The following is a 17,578-nucleotide window of genomic DNA, read 5'->3' on the forward strand; positions in this document are numbered from 1 at the left end:
CCAAGATTTCTCCCCTGGGCAGTGTGGAAGGCTTACGGCGTAGCGGTAGATGTGGACGCTGGTGTGGCCGTGGGAAGCGTTGCGGCCGGCATCGCATCGAAGTCGGCGGCAGTTCGCGTCGTCACCAAGTCGGTACTGTCGCCGCGTGTCAGCACGACGAGACCCTGAATGGGAATCTCTACGTAGCGATCGGGGTCGCTGTTCTCGACTTCGACCAGCAATCGGTCGACCCGGCCGTCAGGAGCGCGCAACACGGTGATGATATCGCCCCGGGCCGTGCCGTCGGTTCCGAGCAGGTCGGCATCAAGCAACTGTAGCTCGGTCAGTCCCAACGCTGCTGGCGTCGCTCCCGCCGCGGTTGCCGTAGCTTCGGCAGCATCCTCGACCTTGTCTTCGGCCCGATCGGCGCTCGAGCTGTTGCACGCCGCCAGAAGGACGGTGGCTCCAGCCAGCAGGGCAAGCGTAAGTTTCATGGCAAAGGTCTCCGCGGCGCGCGGCGAGAGGTACCGCGCCAAAGTGCAACTGATTGGCGACTGAAGGGGTTCCCCTGCCATGATTCAACCCCGCGCCGAGTTTGCCGGAGAATATGAGTACCGGGTTTCCGTAACGGCGTGAAGCTGAATCCAGCCGAGCCCGTCCTTGGACTCGCTGCACATGTTCCGGACTTCGGGACGCCGCTCATGACATTGGCGGTGGCCAGGATGCCTACGATTCGTGGGAGCGGGGAAGGAGCGCGGACAACGCGGGTGTTGGCGCCTCTGGGTAACGGGACTCCAGGAGCTTGCCCCCGAGTACGTCAGGGGAACAAGATGGCCGCCCAAGCGGCGAGACTTGCCGCCACGAGTACTATGATAGCCACCTTTAGAGTGAGCACCGATCTCTGTTTGCGGACGGCTAGCCGTCGCCGCTGTTCTTCCTTTGCCATCGCGCGGGCCACTGCAAGATTGGGCGAGTAGGGTCAACAACCCGATCGGGGGACCAGGAGCTCCGCTTAGAGTTCAATACTCTGGTCCTAGAGCGGGTTGCCGTCCCTGTCGCGGTAGATCTCCCTCCGGCCAACGTGGTTGGCTGGCCCGACGAGGCCGTCTTCTTCCATCCGCTCGATCCACTTGGCGGCGGTGTTGTAGCCCACACCCATCTGCCGCTGCAGCCACGATCCGCTGGCCTTCTGCGCTTCAAACACGATCTGGCACGCCTGACGGTACTTCCGTTCTTCCGGGTTGTCGGAGGCGGTAAAGTCGTCCTCGAAGCTCATGAAGCCGTCTTCGGGCTCTTCGGTGACGGAATCGATGTACTCGGGTTCTCCCTGGGCGCGCCAGTGGTTCGCGACGTCCTCAACTTCCTCGTCGCTCACGAAGGGGCCGTGAACGCGTCGCAGCGCACCGCTGGAGGGCTTGTAGAGCATGTCGCCCTTGCCCAGCAGTTGCTCGGCCCCTTGCTCGCCCAGGATGGTGCGGCTGTCGATGCGGCTGGTGACATGGAAGCTGACGCGTGTGGGCAGGTTGGCCTTGATCACGCCGGTAATGACGTCGACCGAAGGACGCTGAGTGGCCATGATCAGGTGGATGCCCGCGGCCCGGCTCTTCTGGCTGAGGCGCTGGATGAGGACCTCGATCTCCTTGCCCACCGTGACCATAAGGTCGGCCAGTTCGTCGACGATCAGCACGATCTGTGGCAGGACCGCGTAATCGAGCTGTTCTTCCTCGACTAATTCCTCACCCGTGTCGGGGTCGAAGCCGGTCTGGATGCGGCGGCCGAGAGGCTTACCCTTGGCGATCGCCGCCTTCACCTTGTCGTTGAAGCCGTTGATGTTGCGCACGCTGATGTCGCTCATCATGCGATAGCGGCGTTCCATCTCCTCGACCGCCCACTTGAGCGCGCGAACCGATTTTGCCGGTTCGGTCACCACCGGAGAGAGCAGGTGGGGAATGTCGTCGTAGGTCTTGAGCTCCAGTACTTTGGGATCGATGAGGATCAGGCGGCATTCGGCCGGAGTGAAGCGATAGAGCAGCGATAGCAGGATCGTGTTGAGCCCGACCGATTTACCCGAACCCGTGGTGCCCGCGACCAGCAGGTGAGGCATGGCCGCAAGGTCGGCCACGACAGGTTCGCCCGCGATGTCCTTGCCGAGGATGATGGGCAAGTTGCCCTTGCTGTCAGCGAAAGCCTCACACGCGGCCAGTTCCTTGAAGCTGACCATCTGGCGCACGGCGTTGGGCAGCTCGATGCCCATCACGGTCTTGCCCGGGATCGGGCTGACGCGCGCGCTGATCGCGCTCATGTTGCGGGCGATGTCTTCCGCGAGACCGATCACGCGGCTGGCCTTGATGCCGGGCGCGGGCTCGAGTTCGTACATGGTCACGACCGGGCCGGTGCGGACAGCGGTGATCTCGCCCTTGACGTTGAAGTCGTCGAGCACGTTCTCGAGCAGGCGGGCGTTGCGTTCGAGCGCGAGCTTGTCGAGCTTGGGGCCGGTGTCCTTGGGCGGATCGGCGAGCAGGTCGAGGCTCGGCAGCTGATAGCTGTCGAACAGGTCCTTCTGCGCCTTGCCTGTCAGCTTGGCCGGGCGCGGCGGTTGGCGGGAGTCGGCGATTTCGGGCGGCTTGCGGGCCGGCGCGTCTTCATCCGCCTCGTCGAGCGGTTCGGCGCGCTGCACCCGGCGATCCTGCCGAGCCTTGGCGAGTTCCGGTTCGCGGCCGGGACGGGACGGTGCGCGACGCCAGAGGGCGGGCAGAGCCATGAGCCGCGCCCAGTCGAACGCGAAGACCCGCGCGGCGAGCACCACGCCGCCCACAAGGCTGAGGAGCCCAAGACCGAGCTTGGCCCAGAATTGCCCAGCTTCGGGAATCCGACGCGCGACGGCGTTGACTCCGTCGGAGCCGAGCAGCCCGAAGATCCCGCCAAGTGAGGCCGGCATGTCGAACCAGGCCTCGATTGCGCTGCCGCGACTGGCAAGCGCAATCGCGGTGCTGATCAGCGCCATCGCCAGTAGTAGCAGCGCCAACGTTCGCCACCAGCGGCCGCCATGCGGTGTCTGCTCGTCCCCGGCATCGCGCCATAGCTTGCTGGCGAAGGCATAGAGCATCGGCAGGAACAGCACCGCAACGAGGCCGAACAGGAACAGCGCCCGCTCTGCCGCCCAGGCGCCCGGACGGCCCATCCAGTTGGCCACCTCGCCGCCCGCCGCCGTCGAGGCAGAGGGATCGGTCAGGGTGTAGGACGCGAGGGCGAGCGCGAGGAACACCGTCGCAAGACCCAGGACCGCAGCGCCGGTGAGCTGCGCCGCGCGCGCGAGCGAGCGCCGGAACGCGGCGCGCCAATCCGCCCGTTGCGCCCCCGTCATTGCGCGGCTGGCCATGTGATGTTCCCTCTACGTCCGTGTGACCCCCATAATCCTCCTGCGCGGACTCGCCGTCAAGAATCAGGGGTAAGTTAGCCCATCGATCGCCGCCCAGTGCGGCCAGCGGAGGCGCCGTGCCCTGTGCGCGGTCATGCCGCCGAGGGCAATGACCGGCATCTCGGCATGGGCTGCCATGAGGCGAAACCGTGAGGGGCCGAGGGTCTCTGCTTGGGGATGCGAGCGGGTCGCGAACACCGGCGAGAGGAGCACTGCGTCGGCCTTCTTGAGATTGGCCAACGCGATATCGGCCAGGTCATGTGCTGTGGCGAGAGTGATAAGACCGCGCGTCGGCCACAGCGAGCGCGGGGCGCCGTAGACGCCGTGCGCGCCCCATTCGAGGGCGGTAAGCGCGCTGTCGGCCAGGATCGTCCAGTGTTCTCGCGTTCGGGCAACATCCCGCAGCGCGAACCAGCGGGCGACCCGTTCGTGCGGTTCGAGATGATAATGGCGGTAGATGAAACCCGATCCGCGGGGCAGCCGTTTTAGAGCGCGCTCCAGGCCGGCGTCGTTCCGCTCATCGGAAATCAGCCACAGAGAGGGCAGGGTCTGGCGTCCACGCATGGCGCCGCTATAGCGCGCCCGATGGAAAGCGCAGCCACTCTGCTTGCCGAGCTCGAAGACCGCATCGCCCACGCCTGCCGCGTCGCCCAGCGCGAACGCGGCGACGTCACGCTGATCGCGGTGAGCAAGACCCACCCCGCCGATGCTGTCGAGCGCCTGATAGAAGTGGGATGCCGGGTGTTCGGTGAAAACCGCGTGCAGGAGGCCCAGGCCAAGTGGCCGGAACTGCGCGAACGCTTTCCGGGCGTGCAGTTGCATCTCGTCGGCCAGCTTCAGTCCAACAAGGCGGAGGACGCCGTGGCGCTGTTCGACGCGATTCATTCGCTCGACCGGCCGAGCCTCGCCCGATCGATCGCACAGGCGATGCAGAAGCTGGGAAAGGCCGTTCCGTGCTTCGTTCAGGTTAACGTCGGCAATGAGGAGCAAAAGGGCGGCTGCGCAATCGCTGATTTACCCGGCCTTCTGGCCGAAGCGCGCGCCCTCGAAATCCCGCTCGCGGGCTTGATGTGCGTTCCCCCGTTCGGGATCGAGCCGGCGCCGTTCTTCGCGTTCCTCGACAAGCTTTCCCGCGACAATGGCCTCGAAGGTCGCTCGATGGGGATGAGCGGTGATTTCGAAACCGCGATCACGCTCGGCGCGACGCACATTCGAGTGGGGACGGCGCTGTTCGGCGGGAGGGGCTAATTGCCTTCCCCAAAGGGGAGAGGGCTTTTGATCAGGCCATCTCGGCGTCCGCCGGCTCCCCTGCTGCCTTCAGCAAAGCCCGCTCGACTTCCTTAAGCCGGTCTTGCGCGGTGACTTTTCCGCCCAGCAAGTCGGTCACGTAGAAATTGTCGACCGCGCGCTCGCCGTAGTGTGTGATGTGGGCCGAGTTCACCATCAACCGGCATTCGAACAGCGTCCTGGCGAGCTTGTTAAGCAGCGCCGGCCGGTCGCGCGCGGTTACTTCGATCACGGTGAAGCGGCCCGAGGCCTTGTTGTCGAACAGCACGGTCGGACGCACCTCGAAACTTTCCGCACGCGGGCGGGCGAGCGGGCGCTTGGCGAGCTGCGGGACCAGTTCGATCTTGCCGGCGAGTGCGTCCTCGATCGTGGTCTGCAGGCGGGTAAGCTGATCCTTCTCCTGGAACGGCTTGCCCAGCGGGTCCTGCACCAGGAAGTTGTCGACCGCCTTGCCCACGCGCGTCGTGTGGATGCGCGCGTCGATGATGTTGGCCCCGGCAAGACTGATCGCCCCGGCGATGCGGTAGAACAGGCCGGGGTGGTCGTCGCCGATCACCGTTACAAGCGTCGCCCCGCGCGCCGGGTAGTACTGGGCGAAGATGGTGAGCCTTTCCTCGGCCTCCTTGGCGGCGGCGTAGATCGGTACGTTGAGGGCGATGATGTCTTCGGGCTCGGCGATCCAGTAGGCATCGTCGAAGCGGTCTTCGAGCTCGTCGATAAGGTGCGCGTCATTGTCGAGCAGTTCGGCAACCCGCGCCTTCTTGGCGTCGATCCGCTCCTTGCGGCCATGGCGCTTGTGGCCGAGCCGCATGCGCTCTTCGGAAAGCTCATAGAGCTCGCCGAGCAATTGGCGCTTCCAGCTGTTCCAGATCCCCGGTCCGACCGCGCGGATGTCGACGATGGTCAACATGACCAACTGCCGCAGCCGCTCAAGGGTCTGCACTTGCGAGACGAAGTCGGTGATCGTCTTGGGGTCCGAAAGATCGCGCTTGAACGCGGTGGCGCTCATCAGCAGGTGCCAGCGCACGAGCCAGGCAACCATTTCGGTCTCGTCCTCGCTCATCCCCAACCGAGGGCACAGCTTCATCGCGACTTCGGCACCCAAGATCGAGTGATCCCCGCCCCGACCCTTGGCGATGTCGTGCAAGAGGGTGGCGACGTAGAGCACCGTGCGATTGCCGAGCTGGGGCAGAAGCTCGGTTGCGAGCGGGTGATCGTCCTTCAGCTCTCCTCGTTCGATCTGTGCCAGCAGCCCGATCGCCCGGATGGTGTGCTCGTCGACCGTATAGTGGTGATACATGTCGAACTGCATCTGCGCGTTCACCTTGCCGAAGTCGGGCACGAAGCGACCGAACACGCCCGCTTCGTTCATCCAGCGCAGGACGGTTTCGGGGTCGCGCCGTCCGGTCAGCAGCTTGAGGAATAGCGTATTCGCACGCGGATCGCGGCGGGTGTCCTCGCGGATCAGCTCGGCGTCGCGGCGCGCCATGCGCATCGTCTCGGGGTGGATTTCCAGGCCCTCTTCCTCGGCGATCTGGAAAATCTCGATCAGCCGGATCGGGTCCTGCTGGAACCACTCGTCTCCCGGCGCGCAGATGCGCCCGCCGACGATGCGGTAGCCCTTGAACATGCGCGGCCGGCTGCGGAAGCTGGCGAGCAGGCCCTTGGGCCGCTTCCGCTGGCCCATCTGCTCATCGATGTGGGCCAGGAACACACCAGTTACATTGCCGACGTGCTGCGCCTGGAGAAAGTAGTACTGCATGAAGCGCTCGACGGCGCTCTTGCCGGTCCGGTCGGCGAATTGCATCCGCCTGGCGACCTCGCGCTGGAGGTCGAAGGTCAAGCGATCCTCTGCCCGGCGCGTGATCGTGTGGAGGTGGCTGCGCACCGCCAGCAGAAATTGTTCGGCTCGGCGGAAACTGCGGTATTCGCGCTGGGTGAGCAGACCGACATCGACCAGTTCGGCGGCATCGCGCACCCGGTGAATGTACTTGCCGATCCAGTAGAGAGTCTGCAGGTCGCGCAGGCCGCCCTTCCCGTCCTTCACATTGGGTTCGACGACGTAGCGGCTGTCGCCCATGCGCTTGTGGCGGGCGTTTCGTTCAGCCAGCTTCTCCGACACGAACTGCGCCTCGGATCCGGGAACCACATCTTCCCAGAAACGGCGGCTGGCCTCGTCGTAGAGCTTCTGGTCACCCCATAGGTAACGGCCTTCGAGGATCGCGGTGCGGATCGTCAAGTCGGCTTTCGCCATGCGCACCATCTCGTCAAGCGAGCGGCTTGAATGGCCAACCTTGAGGCCAAGGTCCCACAGGTAATAGAGCAGCGCCTCGATCACCTGTTCGCACCACGGCGTGGTCTTGCCCGGCGTGATGAAGGCGATGTCGATGTCCGAAAACGGGGCCATTTCGCCGCGTCCGTAGCCGCCAACCGCGATGAGGGTCAGGCGCTCCCCCTTCGAACGGTTCGGCGCGGGATAGAGATCGGCGATGACGTGGTCGTGCAGGACGCGGATCAGCTGGTCGATCAGGAAAGCGTGACCATGGACTACTTCGTAGCCCTTGGTCGGGCGTTCGGCGAAGCGCCGGGCCAGCTCGGTCCGCCCGTCTTCAAGCGCCCCGCGCAACAGCTCGACGATCCGCGGCCGCGCCGCTTGGGCGCCCGCTTCCGCCACGGCGTCGGCGATCGAGGCGGCAAGCACGCGGCGATCGAGGACCGCGCGCTGGTTGGGGATGCTAGGCGTGCTCACTTAGGGTCAGGCCCCATATCCAGCGCCTTTGAGGCGGCAGAATGGCGAACATATCGGAAGGAAAGGGCCGCCGGGAAGGCTGGATGCCTTTCCAAGGCCGTTTTCGTTCAAGGAAGGCATTCTGCCGTGCCTTCGGGATTTGATCAAAATGACCCCTTGCCGCGTCAAGAAGCCTTGCAACATCGACATAGTCCTGCGTCTTCCTTCCTTGCACTGAGCCATTTTTCTTCAAACCTCGAAGGCGCGGGATATGGGGCCTGACCCTGGACAGCACATATAGGCAAAGCCTTGCGTTGCAATGTCTCAGCAGAGCCTTTGCTTGCCGGCGCGTTCCGTGCCAAAGCCCCGCAAGCGAGAGGGAGCCCAACGCACCATGTTCGATTTGCTGGCTGTCGCCACCCAGGAAGCGATCCACTTCGAAGACCTCGGACTGACCCGGGGGATCGACCTCGGCTTCTTCACCTTGCGGTTCTATTCGCTGGCCTATCTAGCCGGTATCCTGGCCGCCTGGTGGCACTTGTCCAAGATGACCAAGGCGCCCGGCAGCCCAATGGCGCAGCGGCACGTCGACGACTTGTTCTTCTACTGCACGCTTGGCGTCATCATCGGCGGGCGGCTGGGCTACGCCGCCTTCTACAAGCCGGACCTGTTCACCGGCTTCACGTCATCGGAGAGGGTGAGCTGGGACCTGCTGCGCCTGTGGGACGGCGGCATGAGTTTCCATGGCGGGGTCATCGGCACCACTCTGGCGATCGCATGGGTGTCGTGGCGCGGGAAGCTCAGCTTTATCCGGACTTGCGACTATATCTCCGTGAACGTCGGCTTCGGCATGTTCTTCGGGCGTATCGCCAACTTCATCAACGGGGAGCTCTGGGGCCGGCCGACGGACGTGTCCTGGGCGATGATCTTCCCGAGCGACCGGCTCGGCTTGCCGCGCCACCCGAGCCAGCTTTACGAAGCGGTGCTCGAGGGGCTGTTGATCATCGCCATCATGCTCCCGCTGTTCTGGCGGACTCGTGCCCGATATCGGCCGGGCTTGCTGGTGGGCACGTTTACCGTCCTCATCGCCAGCGCGCGTTTCGTGGTCGAGTTCTTCCGCGAGCCTGACGAGCAGCTGGTCTGGATGGTGACCGACACCGGCCTCAGCCGCGGGCAGTGGCTCAGCATTCCGCTGATCCTGGCGGGTCTTGCCCTGATGGCCTGGTCGCTCAAGCGGCCTGCGCTCGGCAGCGGAATCAAGCCGGCCGCGGCATGACCGAGCCGGCCTCGCTGGCCGAGCGCTTCCGGCGGCTGATCGCGGCCACCGGGCCGATCAGCGTCGCACAGTTCATGGGTGAATCGAACGCCCGCTATTACGCCAGCCGCGACCCGTTCGGCACCGAAGGCGATTTCATCACCGCGCCCGAGATAAGCCAGATGTTCGGCGAGATGATCGGACTCTGGCTGGCCGACACCTGGGAACGGGCCGCATGTCCGGCTGGGGTCTGCTATGTCGAACTTGGCCCGGGTCGAGGTACCCTGGCCGCTGACGCGTTACGGGCGATGAAGCGCTTCGGCCTCGAGCCCGAGGTACATCTCGTCGAAGGCTCGCCGGAGTTGAGACAACAGCAGCAGCAGGCGGTGCCGCAAGCGCAGTTCCACCAGGATCTCTCGACCGTCCCAGCCGATCGCCCGCTTCTGTTGGCGGCGAACGAATTCCTCGACGCCCTGCCCGTGCGGCAGCTCGTTCGCACGGCCGAGGGCTGGCGAGAAGTCATGGTCGCGGTCGACGGCGAGGGTCATTTCGTGCGGGTCGCGGGGCCCCTGCCGATGGATTCCGCCTTGCCGGAGGCTCGGCGAGAAGCCGAAGAAGGCACGGTGGTCGAGACCTGCCCCGGTGCGGCCGCGGTGATGGCCGAGGCCGCCGAAAGGCTCGCCCGGCAAGGCGGGGCGGCGCTGTTCATCGATTACGGTTACGTGGAGCCGCGCACGGGCTCGACCTTGCAGGCGCTGGCGAAGCATCGGAAAGTCGATCCGTTTGCCTTGCCCGGCGAAGCCGATCTGACCGCCCATGTCGATTTCGCCGTCTTGGCAGAAGTAGCCGGGTCTCGTGGTGCCCGATGGCTCGGGACGGTCGAGCAGGGCGCCTGGCTGCGGGCCATGGGGATCGACCGGCGCGCGGAGACGCTCGCCGGCGGCTCGCCTAGGCATCATGAAACCGTAATGCGGGCCAGGGATCGCCTGACGGGCGACGAGCAAATGGGCAAGCTGTTCAAGGTCATGGGTCTTGCCGGACCCGATTGGCCTGATGGGGCGGGATTCTAGGTCCATGCAGGGCGGCCATCGCGTTTCGAACCGTTCGATCCTGGTGGCTGCGCTGTCGACCGTGGTCGAGTGGTACGACTTCACGCTCTATCTCTATTTTGCCACGGTCCTTTCGCGCGTGTTCTTCGGCGGGGGTGAGGCGTCGTTGCTGGCGACGCTCGGCGGGTTCGCGGTCGCCTATGTCATGCGGCCGGTCGGCGCGGTCGTGTTCGGGCATATCGGCGACAGCAAAGGCCGCCGCCCCATGCTGCTGCTGTCGATGGCGATCATGTCGCTGGCCATGCTGGCGACCGCACTCTTGCCGACGCACGCCCAAGTCGGCTCGGCCGCGGCGGTGCTGATGCTGGCGATGCGCTGCGTGATGGGGTTCTCGGTCGGCGGGGAGTATACCGGCGTCATCGCCTACCTGCTCGAAGGCTCGCGACCAGAACGGCGGGGGCTGATCGCCTCGCTTGCGGCAGCAGCCAGCGAGGTTGGCGCCTTGCTGGCGGTGGCGGTAGCAGCCCTTACAGTCAGCCTGCTGTCCGAAGCCCAGCTACAATCATGGGGTTGGCGAATTCCGTTCCTGGTGGGCGCGGTCCTCGCGGGCGCGGTGTGGTTTGCTCGCTCGATGATGGAGGAGTCGCCCGATTTCGTGCGCCTGAAGGCCGCCAGCGAGCTTGCTCCCAACCCGTTGGCACATGCCTTGTCGCACCAATGGCGCGGGCTGCTGCGGGCGTTCGCGATCTCGGCCTTCGGCTCGATCACCTATTACGTTGGCATCACATACGTGCCAGCGTTCCTGACTTCGGTGGGCACCGTGAGCGAAGCGGACTCCTTGTGGTTGTCGACCGTCGCGGCGGTCGCGGTCATAGCTGTTACGCCCTTCGTCGGCCTGCTGGCGGACCGCGTAGGCCGCAAGCCGGTGTTGATCGGGCTGGCGATCCTGGGTGCGGCGCTGCCGATCACGATGTTCTCGCTCATGGCCGGGGCATCGACCGGTCACGCTTTGCTGGGAGCCGTCACCCTCGCTCTTGTCGCGGGCGGGGCGAGTGCGGTCGGAGCCATCGCGACCGGCGAGCAGTTCAGCGAGACGAGCCGCGCGAGCGGTCTTGGCGTTGGCTACACTACAGCGACCGTGATCTTCGGTGGCCTGACGCCGTTCGTGGCGCAGCATCTGGTGGAAAGCACCGGCTCGCCTGCCGTTCCCGGGATCATGATCGCCGCCGTGGCGATTGCCGTGCTGCCGGTATTCGTGCTGATGCGCGAAACGGCGCCTTCGCGCGTATCCTAGCACCTCCTCTTGCCCGGGGGACTTAGCGCGAGATCGCTGCCCGCGAGACGGTGAGGTCGCAGACGAGGCCGGCGGGTTCGAAGCGGCGTTCCCACCAGCCGTCCAATTGCCCGGTGACACTCATTTCCACCAGGCGCGAGCCAAAGCCTTCCTTCACTTTCGCCTTGGGCGGAGGGCCGCCTCGCTCCACCCAACGCAGCAACATGGTTTCGCCCTGATCGGTCACGGTCAGTTCGACCGTGCCCTCTTCGGACGAGAGCGCTCCGTACTTGGCTGAGTTGGTCGCCAGTTCGTGGAACACCAGCGCCAACGGCGTGGCGCTGCGCGGAGCGATCGCCAGGTCGTCACCGTGGATGGAGATCCTGGGACAGGATTCCTTGCGATAGGGCCCGAACAGATCCTTGAGCATGCCGTTCAACGTGCCGCTGCGCTTGCCCTGCGCGGGCCGGACGTAGTCGTGCGCGCGACCCAGCGCCCGGATCGTGCCGATCAGTTCATCTCCGAAGCCCTTCACATCGGGCCGGTTACGAACCGAGAGCGAGATCAGGCCCGAAACCACCGCGAAGATGTTCTTGATCCGGTGCGACAGTTCCTTGGCGAGCAGGTCACGGGATTCGGACGCGGCATAGAGGTCGTGGATGTCGACCGCGGTGCCGAACCAACGCACGATCTTGCCGTCGGCATCGCGCACCGGCACGGCGCGCGAGATCATCCAGCGGTATTCACCGTCATGCCGGCGCAGCCGATGCTCGATCTCGTAGGTTTCGCCAGTCGCCAGCGAATGGCGCCAGGCCGCACTGGCCCTCTTCCAATCCTCGGGATGGAACGAACCGCCGTTCGTGTCTTCGGGTTCTCCGGTGAACTCCACCATCCGCTGGTTGAAGTAGTCGAAGTTGCCTGCCGGATCGGCGGACCAGGCGATCGCCGGGATGGAGTCCGCCAGGGTGCGGAGGTAAGTCTCGCGTTCGGCATGCTCGCGCCGCGCGGCGATGCTGTGCCGGCGCGAACGCAGCCGCCGCATGACGGCCTGGGCCAGGATCGAGAGCCCGTCACGCTGCATCTCGGTCAGCCCATCGGGACGCTCATGCGTGTCGATGATGCACAGCGCCCCGAGCGCAATGCCTTCTTCGGACAGCAACGGCTGTCCGGCGTAGAAGCGCACGAAAGGCTCGCCGATCACATAAGGGTTCCGCGCGAAGCGCGGGTCCGACCTGGGATCGCGTACCTGCATCAATCCGCCATGCATCATGGCATGGGTGCAGAAGGAGACGTCGCGCGGCGTATCGCGCTGGTCGAGGCCTTCGCGAGCGAGGAAGCGCTGCCGCTCTTCCTCCACCAGGCTGACGAGCGCTACCGGCGCCTCGCACAGCTTCGCGGCGAAGGTGGCAATGGCCGAAAGCTCCGGATCGTCCTGCAGTGAATCGAGCCCGTATGCCCGGAGTATGCGGAGACGCTCTTCCTCTTCGGGGTCAATTTGCGGGGGCTGCTTTTCGGCAGCCCGCAGTTGGATGGACGTCGCGTTCACTAAACCCTCCACGAACGAGGTTAAACGAATACCCAACCCTTAGAAAGGTCAGGACTCCTCGGGAAAAACCCTGGCTCGGTGCGGTTTGAACCCGTTTTCGGGGCTCTTCCGGCTTGCTATGGCGGGTTCGAAAGGGGTTCTCGATGCAAGCGACTCCCAAATTCGATTTCGGGCTGGGCGAAGACGCGGAGATGATTCGCGATTCGGTGGCCCGCTTCGCCGACGAGCAAATCGCGCCAATCGCGGAAAAGGTGGATCGCGAGGACATGTTCCCGCGCGAGCTGTGGCCAGCGATGGGTGAACTGGGCCTGCATGGAATCACTGTGCCGGAGCCCGATGGCGGGCTTGGGCTGGGCTATCTCGAGCATGTCATCGCGATCGAGGAAGTTAGCCGGGCAAGCGCTTCGGTCGGCCTCAGCTACGGCGCCCATTCGAACCTTTGCATCAACCAGATCGCGCGCTGGGGCACTGCGGCGCAGAAGGCGAAGCACCTGCCCGGCCTTATCAACGGCGAGCATGTCGGCGCGCTGGCCATGAGCGAGCCGGCGGCAGGCTCGGACGTCGTTTCGATGAAGCTCAAAGCCGACGCGGTCCAGGGCGGCTTCGTGCTCAACGGCACCAAGTTCTGGATCACCAACGGGCACGAGGCCGAGGTGCTGGTGGTCTACGCCAAGACCGACGCCGCAGCGGGCTCGAAGGGTATTACCGCCTTCCTGGTCGAGAAGGATATGCCAGGATTCAAGGCGGCCCAGAAGATCGGCAAGATGGGAATGCGCGGCTCGCCCACCTCCGAACTGGTGTTCGAGGGGTGCGAAGTGCCGGAGAGCAACGTGCTCGGCGAGGTCGGGCAAGGGGTGAAGGTACTCATGAGCGGGCTCGACTACGAGCGTGCCGTGCTCGCCGGGGTCCAGCTCGGGATCATGCAGGCCTGCCTCGACACGGTCATTCCCTACGTTCGCGAGCGCGAGCAGTTCGGCAAGCCGATCGGCTCGTTCCAGCTGATCCAGGCCAAGGTCGCCGACATGTATGTCGCGCTGCAATCGGCGCGGGCCTACACTTATGCCGTGGCGCGTGCCTGCGACCGAGGGCAGACCACCCGCCACGACGCGGCGGGGGCAATCCTGCTGGCAAGCGAGAACGCCTTCCGGGTGGCTGGCGAAGCGATCCAGGCCCTCGGCGGCGCTGGGTACACGACTGACTGGCCGGTCGAACGCTATCTGCGCGACGCCAAGCTGCTCGATATCGGGGCGGGGACCAACGAGATCAGGCGGATGCTGATCGGCAGGGAGCTGATCGGGGTCTGAGGTCCTGCGAACAATTGCGACGTTATTCCGCTCGACATCGGTTCGCTAACGAACGAGACCGGGCGCTCAACGGAAGACTTGGGAGGGTCGATGTTCAAGACGATAGTGGCGAGCGCCGTGGCGCTGGCAGCCCTGGCCGCGGTTCCGGCCGAGGCGCGGACCGACAAGATCAAGGTTCACGGCGCCTCGCTCGAGGGTAACCTCGAGGGCAATTCGCCCGACCGCGACGTCTATGTGTTCCTGCCACCGAGCTACGACAGCAGCGCGAACAAGCGCTATCCGGTGGTCTACTTCCTGCATGGCTACTCGGTCGGGGCCGATGCCTATGACGGCCTTGCCAAGTTCCAGGAGGCGGTCGATGCCGCTGCCGCGGCGGGCAACGAGATGATCGTGGTGATGCCCGACGTGTACACCAAGTTCAAAGGCGCGATGTTCGGCGCGTCGGTCACCACCGGCGACTTCGAGCGCTATGTGGCGCAGGACCTCGTCGGCTATGTGGACGGGCACTACCGCACGATCGCCGACGCCGACAGCCGCGGGCTTTCGGGGCACTCAATGGGTGGATACGGCACGCTCAAGATCGCCATGAAGTATCCGGGCGTGTTTTCGAGCATCTATGCGATGGCGCCGTGCTGCCTCTCGCCGTCGAACATGACGGCAGAGCAGGTTCAGGCGGTCTCGGCCCTCACTCCCGAGCAACTGGCTACGGCACAGGGTTTCGCCCTCGCCACCCCTGCGACCTTATCAGCCTGGGCGCCGGACCCCAAGAATCCGCCGTTCTACCTCTCGACGGGGGTCAAGGATGGCGTGGTCGATCCGTTGCTGCTCGCGCGGCTCCACGCCAACTCGCCGCTGGTCTTGTTGCCGCAGTACCTGCCGGCGATGAACGCGCTGGAGGCGATCAGGCTCGAGGTCGGCGACAAGGACTTCCTCCTGCGGGACGACACCTGGATGCACGAGGAATTCGACCGTTTCGGCGTGAAGCACGAATGGCAGGTGTTCGAAGGCGACCACGGCAATCGCGTGAACGCCCGGATAAGGTCGGACCTGCTGCCGTTCTTCGGCCAGCACCTGGACAAGTAATTGAGGGATATGGGGATGTTGAAGTCACTTACCGCTACTGCCGCCGCGCTGCTCGCGCTGACCGTCACTCCGGCCGCGGCGCAGAACATCAAGGCCCCGGCCCCGGCTGTCGTTCCGGCCGGCATCACGGTTGAAAATCCGAAGGTCCATGGTGCGTCGCTCGAAGGCAACCTCGAAGGCAATGCCGTCGATCGCGAGGTCATGGTCGTGCTGCCGCCGAGCTACAAGACCAATCCGAACAAGCGCTATCCGGTGGTCTACTACCTGCACGGCTTCGCCATCGACGGGCGCAACTTCTACGACTTCATGAAAGTGCCCGAAGCCGTCGCCAAGTCGGCTGCGGCCGGAACCGAGTTCATCGTGGTCGTGCCCGACACGCTGACTAAGATGGGTGGCAGCATGTATTCGAACTCGGTCACAACCGGTGATTTCCGCGAGTTCATCGCGAAGGACCTCGTCCAGTACATCGACAGCCACTATCGCACGATCGCCACGCGTGGCGGACGCGGCCTTGCAGGCCACTCAATGGGCGGATACGGCACCTGGGTCGTGGGCATGACTTATCCCGAAGTGTTCGACAGCATCTGGGCGCAGAGCGCCTGCTGCGTGAGTCCGCGCACCGAAACGGTCGAGTCCGCAACGGCCATGGCAGCGGTGCCTTATGACAAGGTCGACGGTTCGGGCTTCGGCATGCGGGCCGGCCTCGCTTCCGCGGTCGCCTGGGCACCGAACCCCCAGAACCCGCCGTACTTTGTCGACTTCCCGCTCAAGGACGGCGCGGTCGATCCGCTGGTGATCGCCAAGTGGGCCAACAACTCGCCGCTGGCGATGGTCGCCGCGCACGTCGATGCGCTGAAGAGCTTCGACGCGATCGGCGCGGACGTGGGCGACAAGGACGGCCTGATCACCGACGACACCGCGATCCACCAGGAACTCGAGAAGTTCGGCATCGCTCACGATTGGGCAGTCTACGAGGGTGATCACGTCAGCAAGATCGGCCAGCGTTTCGCCGACGTCGTGCTGCCGTTCTTCGCCAAGCACCTCGACAAGCAATGAGCGCACCGGTCCTCTCCAGCTCGATCGATCTGGAGGGGGCCGACGCCCGTGCGCGGGCGAAGCATAACCGCGCCTTGGCCGAGGCGCTGAGGGACCGCGTGGCCCAAGCTGCTCTCGGGGGCCCGGAGGCCAGCCGTGAGCGGCACAGCGCGCGGGGCAAGCTGCTGCCAAGGGAGCGGGTCGAGCGGTTGCTGGACCCGGGCTCGCCGTTCCTCGAAATCGGTCAGCTCGTCGCGAACGGGCTTTACGGCGACGAAGTCCCCGGCGCCGGAATGATCGCCGGGATCGGCCGGGTCTCGGGCCGCCAGTGCATGATCGTCGCCAATGACGCCACGGTGAAGGGCGGCACGTACTATCCGCTGACGGTCAAGAAGCACCTGCGGGCGCAAGAGATCGCGGAAGCGAACCGGCTGCCTTGCCTCTACCTCGTCGACAGCGGAGGGGCGAACCTTCCGCACCAGGCGGAAGTCTTCCCCGACCGCGACCATTTCGGGCGAATATTCTATAACCAGGCGCAGATGTCCTCGCTGGGCATCCCGCAGATTGCCTGCGTCATGGGTAGCTGCACGGCCGGCGGTGCCTACGTCCCTGCGATGAGTGACGAGAGCGTGATCGTACGCAACCAGGGCACGATCTTCCTCGCCGGTCCGCCGCTGGTGAAGGCGGCGACAGGGGAAGAGATCAGCGCGGAGGACCTGGGCGGAGGCGAGCTTCACGCGAAAAAGTCGGGCGTGGTCGATCACCTTGCCGAGAACGACGAGCATGCCCTTACCATCCTGCGCGACATCGTCTCGCACCTCGGGCCCAGCAAAGGCGCCGGGCTCGATTTGCGGGAGCCCCGCGCGCCGAGGTTCGACGCCGAGGAGCTCTATTCTATCGTTCCCGACGACGTCCGCGCGCCTTACGACGTGCACGAAGTTATCGCCCGCCTCGTCGATGGCAGCGAGTTCCATGAGTTCAAGGCGCTCTATGGCTCGACACTGGTCTGCGGCTTTGCGCATATTTGGGGGATGCCCGTAGCGATCCTCGCCAACAACGGGGTGCTGTTCTCCGAAAGCGCGCTCAAGGGCGCTCATTTCATCCAGCTGGCCTGCCAACGAGGCATTCCGTTGCTTTTCCTGCAGAATATCTCGGGCTTCATGGTCGGTGGCCGCTACGAGGCGGAGGGCATCGCCAAGCACGGTGCCAAGTTGGTGACGGCGGTTGCCACGGCGCAGGTGCCTAAGATTACGGTGGTCATCGGCGGGAGCTTCGGTGCCGGTAACTACGGCATGTGCGGCCGAGCTTACTCCCCGCGTTTTCTGTTCACCTGGCCCAACGCGCGCATCAGCGTCATGGGCGGCGAGCAGGCGGCGAGCGTGCTGGCTACCGTCCACCGCGATGCCGAGAGCTGGACACCCGAACAGGCCGAGGCGTTCAAGGCTCCGATCCGCGAGAAGTACGAAACCGAGGGCAACCCCTACTACGCCACGGCGCGCCTGTGGGACGACGGGGTAATCGATCCGGCGCAGACCAGGGACGTGCTGGGCCTGGCGCTCGGCGCCTGCCTGGAGGCACCGATACCCGAGGCGCCCCGATTTGGCGTGTTCAGGATGTAATT

The 17,578-nt window shown here is 65.0% G+C and carries 13 protein-coding genes; 8 read left to right on the forward strand and 5 right to left on the reverse strand.

Annotation, left to right across the window (positions count from 1 at the left end; translation table 11 throughout):
* Positions 1–32: 32 nt before the first annotated feature.
* The 3 genes from KK137_RS14285 to KK137_RS14295 all read right to left on the reverse strand — a co-directional run bounded on the left by KK137_RS14285 (position 33) and on the right by KK137_RS14295 (position 3,961).
* The gene (locus KK137_RS14285; protein ID WP_214537207.1) at positions 33–473 is read right to left on the reverse strand and encodes a PRC-barrel domain containing protein; all 441 of its coding nucleotides are present in this window, start codon (positions 471–473) and stop codon (positions 33–35) included.
* A gap of 539 nt (positions 474–1,012) precedes the next feature.
* On the reverse strand, positions 1,013–3,358 hold the full coding sequence (locus tag KK137_RS14290) for an FtsK/SpoIIIE family DNA translocase (RefSeq protein ID WP_214537208.1): 2,346 nt from the start codon (positions 3,356–3,358) through the stop codon (positions 1,013–1,015).
* A 63-nt stretch (positions 3,359–3,421) separates the two neighbouring features.
* Positions 3,422–3,961: a thiamine phosphate synthase gene (locus KK137_RS14295; protein WP_214537209.1), complete on the reverse strand. Its 540-nt coding sequence runs from the start codon at positions 3,959–3,961 to the stop codon at positions 3,422–3,424.
* Positions 3,962–3,982: 21 nt separating this feature from the next.
* Here KK137_RS14295 and KK137_RS14300 point away from each other — a divergent pair, with 21 nt between their 5' ends.
* The gene (locus KK137_RS14300; protein ID WP_214537210.1) at positions 3,983–4,645 is read left to right on the forward strand and encodes a YggS family pyridoxal phosphate-dependent enzyme; all 663 of its coding nucleotides are present in this window, start codon (positions 3,983–3,985) and stop codon (positions 4,643–4,645) included.
* 31 nt (positions 4,646–4,676) lie between these two features.
* Here the strand turns inward: KK137_RS14300 and KK137_RS14305 are convergent, their stop codons facing one another.
* Positions 4,677–7,433 carry a [protein-PII] uridylyltransferase gene (locus tag KK137_RS14305; protein WP_214537211.1) on the reverse strand — a complete coding sequence of 919 codons (2,757 nt, stop codon included), beginning with the start codon at positions 7,431–7,433 and terminating at the stop codon, positions 4,677–4,679.
* A gap of 373 nt (positions 7,434–7,806) precedes the next feature.
* Between KK137_RS14305 and lgt the strand changes: the two genes are divergently transcribed.
* Genes lgt through KK137_RS14320 form a run of 3 tightly spaced genes read left to right on the forward strand, consistent with a single transcriptional unit; the run spans position 7,807 to position 11,010 of the window.
* The gene (gene lgt, locus KK137_RS14310; RefSeq protein ID WP_214537212.1) at positions 7,807–8,688 is read left to right on the forward strand and encodes a prolipoprotein diacylglyceryl transferase; all 882 of its coding nucleotides are present in this window, start codon (positions 7,807–7,809) and stop codon (positions 8,686–8,688) included.
* Positions 8,685–9,737: a class I SAM-dependent methyltransferase gene (locus tag KK137_RS14315; protein ID WP_214537213.1), complete on the forward strand. Its 1,053-nt coding sequence runs from the start codon at positions 8,685–8,687 to the stop codon at positions 9,735–9,737. The genes lgt and KK137_RS14315 overlap by 4 nt, the downstream gene beginning before the upstream one ends.
* Positions 9,721–11,010 carry an MFS transporter gene (locus KK137_RS14320; protein WP_250893863.1) on the forward strand — a complete coding sequence of 430 codons (1,290 nt, stop codon included), beginning with the start codon at positions 9,721–9,723 and terminating at the stop codon, positions 11,008–11,010. The genes KK137_RS14315 and KK137_RS14320 overlap by 17 nt, the downstream gene beginning before the upstream one ends.
* 22 nt (positions 11,011–11,032) lie before the next feature.
* Here the strand turns inward: KK137_RS14320 and KK137_RS14325 are convergent, their stop codons facing one another.
* Positions 11,033–12,535 (reverse strand): PAS domain-containing protein, encoded by a 1,503-nt coding sequence (locus KK137_RS14325; protein ID WP_338028089.1) that lies wholly within the window; start codon positions 12,533–12,535, stop codon positions 11,033–11,035.
* A gap of 143 nt (positions 12,536–12,678) precedes the next feature.
* Here KK137_RS14325 and KK137_RS14330 point away from each other — a divergent pair, with 143 nt between their 5' ends.
* From KK137_RS14330 to KK137_RS14345, 4 genes are all read left to right on the forward strand, one after another.
* The gene (locus tag KK137_RS14330; protein ID WP_214537214.1) at positions 12,679–13,839 is read left to right on the forward strand and encodes an isovaleryl-CoA dehydrogenase; all 1,161 of its coding nucleotides are present in this window, start codon (positions 12,679–12,681) and stop codon (positions 13,837–13,839) included.
* A gap of 90 nt (positions 13,840–13,929) precedes the next feature.
* Positions 13,930–14,922, forward strand: coding sequence for an alpha/beta hydrolase (locus tag KK137_RS14335; RefSeq protein ID WP_214537215.1), 993 nt, complete (start codon positions 13,930–13,932; stop codon positions 14,920–14,922).
* 15 nt (positions 14,923–14,937) lie between these two features.
* Positions 14,938–15,978 carry an alpha/beta hydrolase gene (locus KK137_RS14340; RefSeq protein WP_250893864.1) on the forward strand — a complete coding sequence of 347 codons (1,041 nt, stop codon included), beginning with the start codon at positions 14,938–14,940 and terminating at the stop codon, positions 15,976–15,978.
* Complete coding sequence (locus KK137_RS14345; RefSeq protein WP_214537217.1) at positions 15,975–17,576, forward strand: carboxyl transferase domain-containing protein; 1,602 nt, start codon at positions 15,975–15,977, stop codon at positions 17,574–17,576. The genes KK137_RS14340 and KK137_RS14345 overlap by 4 nt, the downstream gene beginning before the upstream one ends.
* Positions 17,577–17,578 lie beyond the last annotated feature (2 nt).

The organism is Croceibacterium selenioxidans (assembly GCF_018599195.1).
In the GTDB taxonomy this organism is placed as follows: Bacteria; Pseudomonadota; Alphaproteobacteria; order Sphingomonadales; family Sphingomonadaceae; genus Croceibacterium_A; species Croceibacterium_A selenioxidans.